This is a genomic window from Microcoleus sp. S28C3, assembly GCF_036700785.1.
Lineage (GTDB): Bacteria > Cyanobacteriota > Cyanobacteriia > Cyanobacteriales > Microcoleaceae > Microcoleus > Microcoleus asticus.
The window spans coordinates 26,246-42,216 of record NZ_JAUBPO010000006.1; the positions used below are offsets into that span (position 1 = coordinate 26,246).

The following is a 15,971-nucleotide window of genomic DNA, read 5'->3' on the forward strand; positions in this document are numbered from 1 at the left end:
GCTTGCGACTTTAACCGCACACAGCTACTCGGGTGTACTCTTGTCATTTGAGGGCTTCCCCTTCTTTCCGACTTGCTTGAGATTTCTTTCCTGAAGATAGGAGTTCCAGGTTATGTTTCCTGATTGATTCCAAGTCGGTTTTAGTTTTAACATCGTGACAATACCGATGCAATAGTTGAAGATTTTTGTACTCATCCTTACCTCCAATGGCTCTGGGGACGATATGGTCAACTTCCATTACATCTTCGTTTCTGAAAATAAGTTCGCAATGAGGGCATTTCCCTTTCTGCCATTTCAGGAGTTTTGATACCGAACTCGGCAAATCAGGATTTTCCCCCAATCTTGAACTCCAATAAACTAGGTCTCCGTCGTAGAGACTTTTATCCCCTTTAACTTTCCCATAGTCGGTGCTGCTACACTCGAATTCTCTATGCTTTAGTAACCGAAGGGGGTTCGCTCCCTCTTTTCTGGTTGAGAATACCCAGTTATTTCCGCCAATGGAGGCCAATATAGTAGGTGTCCTGCATTGATATTTCCACAACGGAGTTTTGCCCAACCTCGAAGTTTCAGGTATGTGAGGTGATCTTATTTTTGAAGTTCTCCAACGGTTCTTGCGTCAGAGTTTGTATAGAAAGAAGTCCATCCCTTATCACAGGGTTTAAGTCTCTAATTAACGCCGATAGTGGCGATGACCTGTGTTTTTTGATGATTGTTCCTATTTCCTCTTGGTGAGCCTTACTTGACTTCTTATTGGGCGTGATGAGTGTGTTAAAACCTAAGATCTCACCTTAATCAATATTTTCACGCAACTTGCTTTGAATTCTGAGCAGACAATTATTGTCGTCATTGATTGTTCTTTTTTAATAAAAACTGAAAAAAAATGATGAAAAAGCTTATTTTTATAATAGCATAGCTGGCAAAGCCCAACAGTGACTGGAAATTTCTGTAATTTTTATTGTCGAAGTATATACTCATTTATTAATTAGTTTAAGTGTGCAACAAACTCCCTCCCGTCCTCAAACAGAACTACCGAAAAAGCCCGAACACATACAAAGAAAAAGTTGGTCAAAAATTAGCGCACAAAACAGGTAACTGAAACCTCAAATCCTGATATAACAAGAGTTGACTGCTATGCCAAACATTTAAAAAATACTCGTTATTTTTGCCAAAATCTGTGCGTTATTTAGTGCTGATGGCTATTATTACCGTTCTAAATTCTGGGAGACTGTACGGGAGTTAAATTTAGATTTAATTGACAAATTAAGAGTTGATGCTGACCTCCGTTATCTATACAGGTTAACAAAAAAAACTGGGCGAACCTCGTAAATATGATGGTAAATTTGACTGCCAGGATTTGAGTCGCCTAAATTTTGTTCAAAAAATAAAACCGGGCTTTTCACTCTATACATTAGTGGAAGGCGAGTTGTTATTTAAATGGCCAAATTTGTTTGGCTTGTATTTCTGAGATTCAAGCCAACGGGAAAATCAAAAATACTTTATTATTTAGCACTGATATTAATCTATCTCCTGAACGAATTATTGAATAAGATCGGGCGCGTTTTCAAATTGAATTTATTTTCCGCGATCCCAAACAATTTATGGGTTTATCTGATTGCCAATCTCCTCATCCCCAACGGCTTGATTGTCATTTTAATGCCAGTTTAACTTCACTTAATTTAGCAAAAAATCGGGCTGACAATTGTTACTTATCAAGTCAGCAATTTGTGTTTTCGATCGGTTCTTATAAACGTCTGCAACTCAATCAGCATCTGCTTTCTACTTTTATTAATAAGTTAGATTTAGACCCAAATTTGATTTTAAATCAGCCTAACTTTCCTGAACTCCTATCCTATGGTACTCTGGCTGCTTAAAAACTGTCCGAAGTATTGATTTAAAAGCTAATCTAATAAATACTCGGGAGCTTCAATTGAAAAGAGTGCATTAGCAATATATTCTTTCCTCGCAGGTCAGACTAATTCAATGAAGTTCTAGTAGCAGGCGCTATTATGCGAGTAATTCTCAATTATAATTGGCATAAAAGTTTAACTTGCTGGAAGGAATAAGTTTGGTTTTGCCTCCACGACTTTAGCCATTAGTCATCAGTCAGAAATTAGTGTTTATTAGTCAGCAATTAGTATTTATTAGTCAGATGACGGAAGGAAAAGGGAAGAATATCTAGTATGGCAGTCTTGCCTATTTATTTGCTAAGCTAGAGGTTGCGCTCTGTCATCCATAAACCTTAGATTTATGCACAGGTTATTAACTGGGAAACTGCGAGTAGAGTATTTAAAAATACCGATCGCCAATCTCCCAGCAAATCTATCCGGTACTAAAATTGTACAGCTTACTGACTTTCACTATGACGGGGTGCGGCTGTCGGAATGGTTGCTAGAAGAGGCGATTGCTGCGGCCAATGAAGCTGAACCAGACATGATTTTTTTAACCGGTGACTTTATTACCTACGACCCCGCACCTATTTACGCCTTAGTTCACCGATTGAAAAGCTTGCAAAGTCGATTGGGAATTTACGCGGTTTTGGGCAATCACGACCACTATTGGCCGGGGGCAAAAAAAGAGGTTGCTAATGCTTTAAATAGCGTCGGCATTCGGGTTTTGTACAACGAAGCAATCTATCCTTTCGGGTCAGAATTAGCTTTAGTTGGGTTAGCGGATTTTTGGTCGGGCGATTTTGCGCCTAAACCTGTAATGGCATCAATAAATCCCGCGATTCCTCGGATTGTATTGTCTCACAATCCTGATACTGCTGAAAAGCTGCAAAATTGGCGGATTGATTTGCAGTTGTCTGGTCACACTCACGGCGGTCAAATCGTTATTCCCGGTATCGGGCCTTTGTATGCTTGGGTGAGAAAAATTGGCTTTTTGATTCCTCAACCAATCCGAAAGTTCATTCCTTTTCTGTCGGCTTGCGATCGAGTAGTTACTCACTGGGAATGGGCTAGCGGTTTGCATCAGGTGGGAAGTAATTTGCTGTACGTGAATCGGGGTTTGGGAACTTATTCCCCAGGAAGGCTATTTTGTCCCCCTGAGGTGACAGTAATTACTTTGGTTTGTCAAAATACGTAAAGGCTGGTTTAGGGTGCATACTTTCCCGATAACAAATAATATAGCAGAAGGCAGAAGGAGCTTCGGCTTCGCGAGTGGGTAAAAAAAAGGAATTGGGTACAATTTCTATTATTATTAGCTGGCTTCTCCAAAACGATAGCCTCTGCCGTAGACTGTGTGAATTAGCACAGATTCGCCCGGGGCTTCTATTTTGCGCCGCAGCAGGCGAACTTGAGCTGCTAATACATTGCTGCTGGGTTTTTCTGCTTCATTCCACAAATACTGGTGGATTTGTTCATGTGTTAGCAATTGACCGGGATGGCGCATTAAGTATTCTAACAACTGACATTCTTTTTCTGATAAGTCAATTGTGCGATCGCCCCGATAAGCTAATTGATTGTCGTAGTCTAGCTGTAAATCTGCAACTTGCAGCCGCCCGACAGCAACCTCGGCATCAATAGTAGGAGGCCGCCGCAGTAATGCGCGGACTCTGGCTAGGAGTTCTCGCAGTTCAAAAGGTTTAACTAAATAGTCGTCTGCACCGGCGTCGAGTCCTTGTACGCGATCGTCTACGGTATCTTTGGCGGTGAGAAATAGCACTGGCGTACTCCGTCCTTGCGATCGCAACTTCTGGCAAATTGCCAGTCCGGTTTGTGTCGGCAGCATCCAATCCAAAATTAGCAAATCGTAATTGCCCTGCATGGCTAAATTGCTGCCACTTGCTCCGTCAAATGCCACATCAACTGTATAACCTTCGCGGGTTAAGACTCGACTCAGAGGGTCAGTTAACTCAACTTCATCATCAACTAAAAGAATCCGCATCCTGATTTCAAATTTGAGATTTGAGATTTTAGGTTAAGTAAACTGATTTTTCCTAAATTTTTATGTGTGCAATACTTTCCGTTTCGCTGCAAGCTGCTGCTACCCATTCCTGGATGGCAGGTAGTGCCAAAATTGCATCAGCATAAGCTTTTGCTTCTGAATCTAATTTGACTTCGTAGGTGACAAAACGCAGGACAACGGGGGCAAACATAGCGTCAACAATTGTGAATTTTCCGAACAGCATATTGCCGCCTGTTCCGAATTTTTGGCGGCATTCGCGCCAAATAGCAAAGATGCGATCGATATCTGCTTCTACACCGGGAGTCATCCCTTCTCCCGGATAGCGGTTGTGGCAGTCCATCGGCATATTTTGGCGCAAATTTTGGAACCCCGCGTGCATTTCGGCGCAGATAGAACGGGCGATCGCCCGTTCCGCTACATCGACCGGCCACAAATCATTAGCAAAGCGTTCTGCAACGTATTCGCAAATTGCTAAAGATTCCCACACTTTTAGGTCACCGTCGATTAAAACTGGCACTTTTCCCGAAGGAGAATAGCGCCGAATTTCCTTATGGGTTGTCGGCCAGCCTAAGGGGATTCTCACCTCGGCAAATTGCAGTCCAGCTTGTTTCATCGCCAGCCAAGGACGCAGCGACCAAGAGGAATAATTTTTGTTGCCAATAACAAGTGTCAATTCGGTCATAGTTTAGCCGTCAGTTATTTGCGATCGCCCGTTAAATTTTAAGTTTTAGAGTTGAATACACAATGGCGTGATACACAATGGCATCGCGCGAGTGTCCAGTTCTCTCGACCAGCCTCTGCAAGCATTTTACATTAACAGCCTCCCAGCGTTCCACGTTTTTCTGCAAACTTCGATCGGGTGGCGTCATCGAACACGCTGCATTTCACATAAAATGACAAGCCTGTGACCCTGGGAATGCTGGCGTGGTTAGCAGTAGGTACGGCTACTGTACAGTCCATTTCCTCGTCCTCTAGACCGCCGCCTGAGAGGATTTCATCTACTGTAATTTTCAGGAAATCCGGGTCTACACTGTGAAATTATCCGTCAAATTCTTGACAGTCAAACTCTTGATTTTTTTCCATGCTGACCGCTCTTTAAAAAACTGACTAAATATAATATATACCCAAACAAAGGATCGAGCAATACCGAAATTTATTTTTCGCTATGAACTCTATGTGTTATTCTGAGTTTGGTAAAAGCTGTTTATGCTTGTGCCGCGATCGCGCCCTTCCCAAATTGAGCCATTTACACTCTAAAAATTGACATGATTACTGTTGCACTTCCCAAAGGCGGACTATTAGGAGATAGCATTCGGCTGTTTAAATCGGTTGGATTAGACTTCAGTGCTTTTCTCGATTCTTCTAACCGACAACTTCAAATTTATGACCCTACCGGAACTGCTAAAGCTTTGCTAGTAAGAACGCACGACGTGCCGGTTTATGTGGAATACGGTCAAGCTGATTTGGGGATTGCTGGTTATGATGTTTTGCGGGAAAAAACCCCGAAAGTTGCTAATTTAATTGATTTAAAATTTGGCAAGTGTCGGCTGTCTGTGGCGGTGAAGGGTTCTAGTTCTTATCGACGAACGGTGGATTTGCCTCCTCACGGTAGAGTTGCTTCTAAGTTCGTACACTGTGCCAGAGAATATTTTCACAATTTGAATTTGCCGGTGGAAATTGTGCCGCTTTACGGTTCTGTGGAGTTGGGACCGATTACGGGTATGTCGGAGGCTATTGTGGATTTGGTTTCGACTGGCAAAACTTTGCGAGAAAATGGTTTGGTGGAAATTGATGTTTTGTTTGAAAGTTCGGCTTATTTAATCGGTCATCCTTTGAGTTACCGTTTGAATACGGGGGGGGTTAATGAGTTGATAGGCAAGTTGAGAGAGCAAGTTTTGACGACTGTTTGATAGTCTAAAATTAGAGTTTTCTCATCATACCAATTTAAAAAAGTCTTGCTACAATCCTCAATCTTATACCAATTATCAAAACTCAAAGCGAACAGTAGGGGTACGGCATTGCCGTGTCATACTCCCCGCGCCGGACACGGCATTGCCGTGTCCCTGCTGCAGATGCTCGGGTACTTTTCCGAATTGGTATAGGTTTGTAGGCAGGACTTTAGTGGTTGTGTGCGCTAATAAAGAGGACTGAAGTTTTCACTACGAACGGGAGTATTTTAGCTTCGCTTTTGCTTTGATGTGCGCTAATAAAGAGGACTGAATTACTCACTAGGAACAGGTTCTATTTAGATCATTTCTGAGCTGCTACTTGTAGATATCAAACCTAGTTTTTCCTGGCAGCGGTTTATATAAAAACTGACGACTGTATCAGCAGGGTTTTGTTCGATTAGTTGCTGAAAATATTCCAAGGCGGCGACAAATCTTTCGGATTGCCATCCTTGAATTCCTTTGTCAAATAAAACCTGGGTAAGCTGCTTTGCTTCAGAGTCGGGACAGGAGGCGGCCCAGATTTCGTAGATTTCTATAGCTTGCTGCTTGCCACGCGGAGTTACTCGATCTATCCAGCGATAGTAATAATTGTTCCTTGGCAAATTGCTGTCGGCAGCAGTCGCCCGAGAAGTAGAAATAATAGTCTCCTGTGTTTCCGCTTCCAAATCGCACTTTAATAATAGACTTTCTTTTGAGTTTGAGTTTGGACTTATACCATTTAGAAATTCTCTCGCATGAACGATCGCATTTTCGCTAACAATAATTTGGCAGCCGTATATTTTAGTTAAATTTTCTAGCCTAGAAGCTGTATTGACTACATCGCCGATGACTGTAGAGTCCATCCGGCGATCGGAACCCAAAGTGCCGATCATGCCGATACCTGTGTTAATTCCAGTACCGATATTGACGGGAAATTCTAAATTGTATTTGTGGCGGCTCGCATTAAATTCTCGTAAAGTTTCTTGCATTGCTACTGCGGCTTCTATCGCATCCATAGCGTGAGAATTCGGCTTGTCAAATACTGCCATGATTGCATCGCCTAGGTATTTGTCAATAAACCCGCCGTGGGATGTTATGCAATCGTTCATTTTAGTAAAAAAAGCGTTCAGCCATTCAAAAGTCTCGCGAGCTTCTTGAGATTCTGCGATCGCAGTAAACCCGCGAATGTCGCAAAATAAAATAGTCAGCTCTTCTTCTGTGACATTGCCCAACTGAATAGATTCTATTCCTTGCGGCGCAATTCGTCCGAGAATTTGCTCCGGCACAAATAGCTGAAATTTTTCTGAAAGATATTCGTTTGCCTCCCAAGCTGCGGCGATTTGCTGCTTGCTTTGCTCTCTGACTTGCTGGTTGAATTGGGAAGATACAGCTTGCGCTCGCATTCGACTCAACTGCAAAATATTTTCAACTTTCGCCAGCAGCAAGCGACTGTTAAAAGGCTTTGTCAAATAATCATCGGCCATCATTTCTAAGCCTCTAAGGCGAGAGGTATCGTCATCGAGGGCAGTCAAAAAAATTACCGGTACAGTTTGCAATGCCGTATCCTTTCGCAGGCGATCGCACACATCAAAACCGTCCATCTCCGGCATCATAATATCCAGTAAAATTAAATCAGGTCGAGATGCGCGGGCGAGGGAGAGCGCTTCATCGCCAGATAGTGCTGATACTGTGGCGTATCCTTCCAGGCGCAATAACTCTTCCAGTAAAATCAGATTAGCTGGCTCGTCATCAACCAACATGATGCAGGGCGACTTGTTTGACATGGAATATATATATATTGAATTTAGCTCGGGACTTGCGCGTGGGCTACCTCGAAAACTGGTTAATTCGTATATTTATCGTTACTAAACTCGATATTTTTCGTAGGAACCAAGTTTCTGAGGCAAGTGTGCGCAAGTCCTATAGATATTTATCTACTATTGAGTTTAACCTTTCTTTTTATCAATTATAATAAATGGCAGTGCTGGATTACAAATAATTATTGTTAGCTGAGAAAAGAACGAACAGTAGCGATCGTCAAATTCAAATCCAGCGGCTTGCTCAAATAAGCAGAAGCGCCAGCTTCCAAACATCGATCGCGGTCGCCGGGCATCGCCATCGCCGTCACCGCAATCATCGGTACCGACTGCCAGACAGGATCTGCTTTAACTCGGCGCATCAACTCAAAACCGTCAACATCCGGCAACTGAATGTCCATCAAAATCAAATTCGGCAGCAACTCCGGGGCAGTAGAGGCGGCGAGAAGATCGACCATCGCCTTCCCATCCGCGAGTATCTGTACCTCGTACCCCTCCAATTCCATCACCTCAGAAATTAACATTTGGTTAAAAGGCTGGTCTTCGACAACCAAAATCCGCTTTCTGCCAATTCGTAAAGCAATCCCAGAAGCAGGGACTGGCTTGGAATCCAAGGCACAAGAAGCAAAGTTTCCTAACTCTTGACGCATCTCCGTCAAAGGCAGCCAAACGCGGAAAACACTTCCCCGATCGCAAACTGATTGAAAAGAAACAGTCCCCCCGTGCAATTCTGCCAGTCGCTTCGTCAAAGCCAAACCCAAACCTGTACCTTCGTGGCGCCTAGTCAGCGAAGAATCCACCTGTTGAAAAGGTCGAAATAGCAAGTGCCAGCGGTCTTGAGGAATGCCGATGCCGGAGTCTTTCACCTCAAAACACAAATAAGGAGTGCTGGCATTTACAGGAGAACAATCCGGCCGATAGTCGTCGTTTATTTCGCTGCCATAGGCCAGACGCCCGATGAGTTTAACTTGTCCCTGCTCGGGGGTAAATTTAATGGCATTGGAAAGTAAATTGATCGCAATTTGTCGCATTCGCCGTTCGTCGAGCCAAACTTTAGTAATGCGATAGTCGAGTTCTAAAGATAAAGCTATCCGCTTTTTGTCTGCCCGAGGCTGCATCATTTTCAAACAGTCGGTCGCGAGTTCGTGAACGCGAACCGGCTGTAAGTTTAGTTCTACTTTCCCGGCTTCTATTTTAGAAAGATCCAGAATATCGTTGATTAGCTGCAACAAGTGCTGGCCGCTTTTTTCGATCAGTTCTACATAGTTGATTTGTCGATCGTTCAAGGGTCCGGCAAATTGCCGCAGCAGCAAGTCAGAAAAGCCGAGAATGCTGTTGAGAGGCGTCCGCAATTCGTGAGACATCGAGGCTAAAAACTCGGATTTCAACTGAGAAGAATACTCTAATTGTTTGTTAACTTGGCGCAGATTTTCTTGTGTCTGAGTCCGCTCGATCGCCGCCCCCAGAGTCCGGCAAGCAGCCTCCAGCACTTCTTGGTTGAGGGCGGTTTGCAGTTTTTTGACGTTGCGCGACTCCAGCGTCAGTACGCCGATAATCGTGCCGTTGGTAGCTGCGATCGGAAAAATGCCCAGTTGTCCGATTCCCGGATGCCGAAATTCCGGCACGGCATTGGGATGTTGGGCATAATCCTCGACGAACAAAGGTTTACCAGTTTTCACTACTTCCCACAGCAAACCTATGCCGTAGGGAATACCTTTGTCGAGCAATTCTTGCATTCCTGCGGCGACTGGTTCCCCGTAAGTAGCCAGAAATTCACTAGAAACTTGGTTGTAAATCGCCGCCGCAAACCGATCGTTTCCCTTGCCGCTAATCACCTTGACATCTCCGAAAGATGCATTCATTGCCTCTACCAGATAGGTGAGGGCAAAGTGACCTATTTCTTGCAAACTGTCAGAGTTTTGCAGCCGTTCAGTTAAACCTAACAGAAATGTCAGCCGCCGGACTTCTGCGTTCAAGCTAGCTTGGGAGTTTTGGTATACCGTAACATCTCGAAAGATAAACAGCCGTCCGCCGCTGTTGGTAATCGTGACGCACACCTCCAAACAAACCGCATTGGATTGCTCGAAATAATATGATAAACTTCCATCCTGAGATTTTTCCAGTGCTTGCTTAAACTGTTGCCACTGCTGGACTGACAAGTAACCCCGATCGACAATTTCCGCAAACAGCACAGGGCACTTGGGCTTTGTTGCGAGCCATTCTGGGGACAGTCCCCAAGTTCCGGCCAATTTTTTGTTAAACAAAACTAAGCAGTCCGACGAGTCGAACAGAGCGATCGGATTGTCTACTTGATTGAGAATCAGTTCTTGGTCTGCTTTCAACTGCTGCCCGTCTATCTCCATTTTCTCTGTGTCTGTAGCTCTTAGTTTTGTTGTCATAACTTTTTACGGATATGGCAAGAGTTCTTTGATAACCCTTTACTTAATGTGACATAATTTTAGGTTTTTTGGTAGTGAGCGGGAGCGATCGCTTTTGTGATCTGAGACACTTGCTGGTTTCGGAGGGCGATCCGAGCCAGCTTTGAACTGCATCGGGTACACTGTTTAATCATCAGGTAATAAGGATGGAAAGCATGATGACAGAAGGAGAATCTTGTAATAACAATGCTGTCCAAGTTGATGTCCTCTGACTTGAAACTATTGTGTTCCACCCTGTGCTAAATTTACCCAGAATAAAAACTAATTGACCTGATCGTAAAAGAGCATATGTCAAAATGCAATCACGACCTTACCCTTAAACTGTATTAGCAATAACTTGGTTATTTCGCTTAACTGGTCAAGCAAATGTTGCGTTCAATAAAACAGGGGTAAGGTGCGCCCTAAGCACGCGAAGGAAGTGATATCGTTTTTGGTTGCATCGGTATTGTTCAAATGTCCAAACAGTCAGTTGTCCCGACGAAAGCATAATTTTAGTCAACAGTCAACAGCCATCTGGCTCGTGCAACTGCAATTGATATGATATCAGTTTCAAAAAAGCAACTGTAGGGCCGTGTTCCCAACCCATACACAATCAGTTATTCCCACTTCTTTAATCTCAAATAGTTTGCCTGAGCGCTCGCGCCGAAGTCTAAAATCTCAAAAGGTATGAGTTATTACGATCGCACTTATGAGTAAGGTGCGCAGTGCGCACCCTACAAATGTGAGTTAGAACGTAAGTCTTGTTAATGTTTATGAGGATTTTTCGGAAAAGGGATGCCCAAACTTTCGTGAAACACAAGCTGAGTTTTATAAGTCAAGCGGCGGTTAACTTGTTTAATAATTTTTTCCAAAAGCGCATCGCCGGTTTTTTCTATTAAAGGTTGAGACATCGATCGAATAAACTTGGGAAAGCAAACCCCCACAGCCAAATCCAGCTCCCACGCAGCACTGGTAATAGCAGGCGGCAGCTTAGCACGTTCCGAGCTCGGCCAATCGGCGGCAAACTCATGAGACGGTATCTCCACTAGCTTCATCGCCGATCGAAAATCCACCTCATACCCCGGCGAGGTATAATTCGGAACCGGAATAGTCTTAATCAAATAGCAGCCTTCAGCGTCAGGAGGCAGCAACTCTAAACCAATTCTCGCTTCAACGCAGTAGCCAAAAGCCCCAAAACGCCCGATTAATAAGTCATAGCCGTTTTCGCCGAGCGGCTGGGCCTTCATCGGCGAAGCGCACTGGCAAAACCAAGTCTTGTGGTTGTTCAAATGCTTCGCCACCGTCTCCGCATCCGCGTACATCTCCATGCTGTCTTCAAAATGCGTGTGAAACCAAATCGGCTCAACTTCCTCTCCTGCCTCCGCGCTGCCACTTTCCGGCTGCCGGAAACTCGCATCTGCGTAGTAATTTTCGTCAGAAGCTTCAAAAGTTTGATATTCAGCGGAATCCTGCTTCATTGTATGCTCTCCTGTTATACACGCCAATCAATCTGGTTGGGGATGTGTTAAGGAAGTTTCCTCCCTACAATTGAGAAATTGATAGTAACAAAACTTACCCTAGTTCAGCATAACTCGACTTATGAAAGCATTTGTAGCAGGAGCCACAGGTCAGACTGGCCGCCGAATCGTCACAGAATTGGTCAAGCGAGGCATTCCCGTGCGCGCTTTAGTCCGAAATCTAGAGACAGCTAGGCAAATTTTACCACCGGAGGCTGAGTTAGTGACTGGGGATGTATTAAATGCGACTTCCCTGGGCGATGCCATCGGCGATAGTACGGTGTTGCTGTGCGCGACAGGGGCAGCCCCTGGTTTTGACCCGACAGCGCCTTACAAGGTGGATTTTGAAGGTACTAAAAATTTGGTGGATGCAGCTAAGGCTAAGGGAATTGAGCATTTTGTGCTCGTGACTTCTCTGTGCGTCTCTAACTTTTTTCACCCGCTGAATTTGTTCTGGCTGATTCTGGTTTGGAAAAAGCAAGCCGAGGAGTATTTGCAAAAAAGCGGCTTGACTTATACGATCGTCCGTCCGGGCGGTCTCAAAAATGAGGATAATTCAGATGCGATCGTCATGGCTGCTGCAGACAAACTATCAGACGGTAGCATTCCCCGCACTAAGGTAGCCCAAGTGTGCGTGGAGGCGCTGTTTGAGCCGACTTCTCGCAACAAGGTTGTGGAAATTGTGGCGAAGTCGGAGGCTCCGCAAAAGAGTTTTGAGGAGTTGTTTGCTGCTGTGATTTGATTGAATTAGACTCGCTTGGGTTCGGTGCGTCAGACAAAAAACACTTTGATGTGGGTCAAAGATTGGGGCTGACGCACCCTACACCAATTTTCCGATCGCCAAATCTGGCAAAATCTTAATAGTTTTACTATTCGCCGTTGAAATTTCCCTCTCTCAGCATGAAAACTCTCAAGTGGCCAGCTTGGTTCCCCTATCCGATTTCGTGGTTAAGGGCATTTGCTCTCGCTCAGAGTTTTAGTTTTGTCCTTCGCAGGGGCATTCCTTTTGTCAGCGACGATATCGGCTTTCTGACTCTACTGCTGGCGGCTTGGCTGATTCAGTTACCTTTGTTTTCTATTTGTCACTTTTTAGTCGTCAAAATCTTAAATCCCTTACTAATTACGCTGCCGAGCCGCTTTCGCGTTGCGCGCAAGTTCAAGCGCCGACACACTGGTATGCGATCGCACTTGCGAGAAGGCTTGAATGCTGTTGTAGTGATTTTTTTTGCATTCAATCTGTCACTGTTGGTGCAACTTGCGATTTTTTATTGGCCAGCGCGATCGTTCGATCCGGCTCAATTACTAACAGGAATATCTACTCTAACAAATGTTGCGATCGCCGGTGAATTCGATTTCTGGCTCATCAAATTGGCTGGGGTTTTATCGAGTTTAACCCTGTTAGCGGCGCCGCTATATCAATACGATTTTCGGGTGCGCCGGATGCGGGCAGCTCGAAGATTAGCCGAAATTGCGGAAATAGAAATGACTTGGCTAGAAGCTGAGAAATTGAGCCGTCGAAAAAGGGGTTTGCTGAGGCAATCGGAAATTCAAATCCTCGGATTTCTACTTTTAATCGGCGCTGTGATTGGTGGCGGTGTTTTTTTTGTTGCCAATTTGCGGGGAAATCAGCAGTTGTCACAGTCGGCGAGTGAGGGGAAACAATCTCCGCCGCTGGCGATGAAAACGGGCGATCCTTACATTCGAGCCCTGATGCGCACTATTTCTGCTAGCGAGTCGAATGTTTCTCGGCCTTATCACGTTGTTTACGGTGGCAAATACGTATTAGATTTGAGCCGCCATCCTGACTGGTGCGTGAAAATTGTTAATGGCCCGAATCGGGGCAAGTGTACTACGGCTGCGGGCAGGTATCAATTTCTGACTACCACTTGGAAGGAGAAGGCTAAGCGCTATCAGGCCCGTCCTGCTAATTTTTTATTCTGGGAAGATTACAGTTTTGAACCCGAAGATCAGGATGCTGTGGTTTATGCTTGGTTGAGCGATCGCAAGTTTTGGAAAGCTGATATTTCAGAAATGCTGCGGCAGGAAAGATTAACTGAGGTATTGCGGATGCTTTCCGGAACTTGGACGAGTTTGGGATATGGAATTGAGAACAATTCTATGAGTTCTAGTTTGCCGAAAGTCTACCAGGAAATGCTGCGCGAAGAATTGGAAAATGCTGGTTCTTAGGTTAAATTAACACAAACAATGGTAGGGACACGGCACTGCCGTGTCCGAGAGATATCCGGTGCAATTTATCAGATTTGATATCACTCAGGACTAAGGGCAAAAAAATGGTTTTAGCCGCTATTGCTAGGGGTAATGTGCGCAGTGCGCCCCCTAGAAAAATAGTTTGTGCCTCCAGGAATAATCACTATTTCAATTCTGGTAAAAAGGCTGTCAGGCATTTGTACAATTCTAATCCCGGCGCAGCTTGCAGCGGATAAAGCTTGTCGAAATTAATCGGGTTTCCCGGTGCTAATTTCCACTCGGTTTGCTGTGCTGTTTTCGGGGAAATTTCGATCGCTACCGTGAGGTTAATAATGTTGTTCTGCTGGGGGATTCCCCGGAAGCAGTAACTTTTTCCCGTGCGTTTGTCGGAATCGCTGCCGGTGATGTATATATCTTGTTTGCGAAATTGGATTTCTCGAAAAGGTCGATCGATCACAAAGGAGTCTCGGTAGCGGTAGTCTCCGTCGGGTAAGCTTTGGACAGTCGGCCTGATTTGACTTATAACTGTTGCTGGACTAAAAGTTAAAATCATAGATAGCAGTTCCTGCTGTGACAACGGCGATTGTAGGGGCGATCGCCTTTTTGCTTGCTGGTGTCTGTGTCGTCGCGGGCGATGGGCTTAGACAAACGCCCCGTGTAACAAATTAATAAGAGTTGTTATGCAGTTTAAGTTGATCCCTACTGATCGTGAATAATTATTTCATGATTTCATCTCTATTACCCATCTGAGGAACAATAGAAATATTGAGCAAGCCCTGAAAAATTTTACGGGCGCATATCTAGGGATAAACAGAGGATACTGCTATGTTTGGCCGGACGGGAAGAACAAAAAATTTAGGGCTGGTTGAAACCGGAAACTCGGAACTGCGAGGCTCTATCACCTCGGCGTCTAAAAGTATCCGCACTGTCCGATCGCGAGTTTACAAAGATGAGGCTTTGGTGTCGGCTGTGCTGGAGGAACTGCCAGCTCTTTTGGCATCCCTCGAAAGCTTTCGCGAGTAGTAAAGTTTGGCTTTTCTCTTGCTATATATGGCGCGTTGAGGTTTGTGATAGTGACTGCAAACCAAGCAGGGGCTGTGTTGATTGCACCTACAATCCTCCTCGATTTGAGTATAGTTTTGCTGTACTGTGGTCGAACCGAACGCAGAAACCTGGTTGTTTACACAAAAACATTTTTACAGCGCTTTGTCCTGGTATAAAAACCCGGTTTCTTGGGTTTTTGTCCGTAAGTCCTGTGTTAACAAAATTTATTTGTGAGTGTCATCGGGTGCGAGCGATGCCTCTACCTTTTGGGAGGAACGGCTTAACATAGAGTCGTGCAGGTGTTCACTGTGCTGCCGTTCTTGAGCCATTAATTCTCTGGCTTTTTCTTCAGTAATTCCCTCGCTAGGTGTTTCTAGCTCGTGAGAGGAACGGTTGAGCATAGAGTCTTGCAAGTGTTCGTTATGCTGCCTTTCTTGTGCAATTAGTTGTCTAGCTTTTTCTTCTGCGTTCATGAGTAGTTTCTCCAATTGCTTGTTAGAATCGATTCTTTTATTAAGATGCCACAATTCGAGGGTAAATGTAGCAAGATTTACAGATTTTTTTACAAAAATTTGTATAATAAAAAGTTGAGTCTGCTGGCGGTGGGTATCGGGAGCGGTGGTTGCCGAGCTAAATTATTGCCAAACGCCGGAAAAGATATTCTTGACTGCGATCGCAATTCGATTTAAGTCTTCCTTCAGCAACGGCGGCCAAGAAACTCCTTTGCGCAGTCCTGCTTCAAATTGCTGCAAACCTTCTACTGACAGTAAATGCAGTGCCGAGATTAATTGTCGATCGAGCATTGGAGATTCTTGCAGGCCCTCAAACAATATTTTTAAAGCTAATAAAATCGATGTCACCTGTCCGGGTACGGGAGGCTGACCTTGTTTGAGACGCATCAGGAAGGCGTCGGGATTTTTCTTGGTTTCCAGGGCGGTTCCTTGGTCGATCAGAAAACTGCGGGCTGTTTTGTAATCCATTTGACGTGCGATCGATCTCCGGCAATTAATTAGCTGGCATTATATCACTTTATGTCTCGCTCAATTTGGTAATATATTTCGATACAGGCTAAACTACAGCTACTCGTGAGGTGCGCCAGCCCAGTACCCGGAAGCTACTCGTGAGGTCGCATTG

Annotated in this window: 16 protein-coding genes; 6 read left to right on the forward strand and 10 right to left on the reverse strand. The window is 44.6% G+C overall.

Translation table 11 applies throughout. The features are described from left to right. Positions 1–43: 43 nt before the first annotated feature. Positions 44–238, reverse strand: coding sequence for an HNH endonuclease signature motif containing protein (locus QUA13_RS03415; RefSeq protein WP_333196630.1), 195 nt, complete (start codon positions 236–238; stop codon positions 44–46). A 1,360-nt stretch (positions 239–1,598) separates the two neighbouring features. Between QUA13_RS03415 and QUA13_RS03420 the strand changes: the two genes are divergently transcribed. Both QUA13_RS03420 and QUA13_RS03425 read left to right on the forward strand, forming a co-directional pair. Further along, entirely contained in the window at positions 1,599–1,871 is a 273-nt protein-coding gene (locus tag QUA13_RS03420) for a hypothetical protein (protein WP_333196631.1), read from the forward strand. A gap of 376 nt (positions 1,872–2,247) precedes the next feature. After that, positions 2,248–3,084, forward strand: coding sequence for a metallophosphoesterase (locus QUA13_RS03425; protein WP_333196634.1), 837 nt, complete (start codon positions 2,248–2,250; stop codon positions 3,082–3,084). Positions 3,085–3,198: 114 nt separating this feature from the next. Here QUA13_RS03425 and rppA read toward each other — a convergent pair whose 3' ends face one another. From rppA to QUA13_RS03440, 3 genes are all read right to left on the reverse strand, one after another. Continuing rightward, positions 3,199–3,885 carry a two-component system response regulator RppA gene (rppA, locus tag QUA13_RS03430; protein WP_333190880.1) on the reverse strand — a complete coding sequence of 229 codons (687 nt, stop codon included), beginning with the start codon at positions 3,883–3,885 and terminating at the stop codon, positions 3,199–3,201. Positions 3,886–3,937: 52 nt separating this feature from the next. Then, complete coding sequence (locus QUA13_RS03435) at positions 3,938–4,588, reverse strand: glutathione S-transferase family protein (protein ID WP_333196635.1); 651 nt, start codon at positions 4,586–4,588, stop codon at positions 3,938–3,940. A 131-nt stretch (positions 4,589–4,719) separates the two neighbouring features. After that, a complete protein-coding gene (locus tag QUA13_RS03440) occupies positions 4,720–4,866 on the reverse strand; it encodes a hypothetical protein (RefSeq protein ID WP_333196636.1) in 147 nt (48 codons plus the stop codon). A gap of 305 nt (positions 4,867–5,171) precedes the next feature. On the opposite strand from QUA13_RS03440, the gene hisG reads away from it, so the two are divergent. Continuing rightward, positions 5,172–5,816 (forward strand): ATP phosphoribosyltransferase, encoded by a 645-nt coding sequence (gene hisG, locus QUA13_RS03445; RefSeq protein WP_172193312.1) that lies wholly within the window; start codon positions 5,172–5,174, stop codon positions 5,814–5,816. Positions 5,817–6,151: 335 nt separating this feature from the next. On the opposite strand, the gene QUA13_RS03450 is transcribed toward hisG, so the two are convergent. The 3 genes from QUA13_RS03450 to QUA13_RS03460 form a co-directional block, all read right to left on the reverse strand. Next, positions 6,152–7,618: a response regulator gene (locus QUA13_RS03450; protein ID WP_333196639.1), complete on the reverse strand. Its 1,467-nt coding sequence runs from the start codon at positions 7,616–7,618 to the stop codon at positions 6,152–6,154. 221 nt (positions 7,619–7,839) lie between these two features. Then, positions 7,840–10,050, reverse strand: a complete 2,211-nt coding sequence (locus QUA13_RS03455) for an ATP-binding protein (protein ID WP_333196641.1) — start codon at positions 10,048–10,050, stop codon at positions 7,840–7,842. A gap of 782 nt (positions 10,051–10,832) precedes the next feature. Next, on the reverse strand, positions 10,833–11,546 hold the full coding sequence (locus QUA13_RS03460; RefSeq protein WP_333196642.1) for a DUF1997 domain-containing protein: 714 nt from the start codon (positions 11,544–11,546) through the stop codon (positions 10,833–10,835). Positions 11,547–11,667: 121 nt separating this feature from the next. Between QUA13_RS03460 and QUA13_RS03465 the strand changes: the two genes are divergently transcribed. Both QUA13_RS03465 and QUA13_RS03470 read left to right on the forward strand, forming a co-directional pair. After that, a complete protein-coding gene (locus QUA13_RS03465; protein WP_333189632.1) occupies positions 11,668–12,327 on the forward strand; it encodes an NAD(P)H-binding protein in 660 nt (219 codons plus the stop codon). 137 nt (positions 12,328–12,464) lie between these two features. Beyond that, positions 12,465–13,772, forward strand: a complete 1,308-nt coding sequence (locus QUA13_RS03470; protein ID WP_333196644.1) for a glycoside hydrolase family protein — start codon at positions 12,465–12,467, stop codon at positions 13,770–13,772. 184 nt (positions 13,773–13,956) lie between these two features. Here the strand turns inward: QUA13_RS03470 and QUA13_RS03475 are convergent, their stop codons facing one another. After that, on the reverse strand, positions 13,957–14,346 hold the full coding sequence (locus tag QUA13_RS03475) for a hypothetical protein (protein ID WP_333196646.1): 390 nt from the start codon (positions 14,344–14,346) through the stop codon (positions 13,957–13,959). A 272-nt stretch (positions 14,347–14,618) separates the two neighbouring features. On the opposite strand from QUA13_RS03475, the gene QUA13_RS03480 reads away from it, so the two are divergent. Beyond that, positions 14,619–14,816 carry a hypothetical protein gene (locus tag QUA13_RS03480; RefSeq protein WP_333196647.1) on the forward strand — a complete coding sequence of 66 codons (198 nt, stop codon included), beginning with the start codon at positions 14,619–14,621 and terminating at the stop codon, positions 14,814–14,816. Between the two features lie 245 nt (positions 14,817–15,061). Here QUA13_RS03480 and QUA13_RS03485 read toward each other — a convergent pair whose 3' ends face one another. Next, the gene (locus QUA13_RS03485) at positions 15,062–15,310 is read right to left on the reverse strand and encodes a hypothetical protein (RefSeq protein ID WP_333196648.1); all 249 of its coding nucleotides are present in this window, start codon (positions 15,308–15,310) and stop codon (positions 15,062–15,064) included. Between the two features lie 162 nt (positions 15,311–15,472). Further along, positions 15,473–15,817, reverse strand: a complete 345-nt coding sequence (locus tag QUA13_RS03490; protein ID WP_172184826.1) for a Dethiobiotin synthetase — start codon at positions 15,815–15,817, stop codon at positions 15,473–15,475. Positions 15,818–15,971 lie beyond the last annotated feature (154 nt).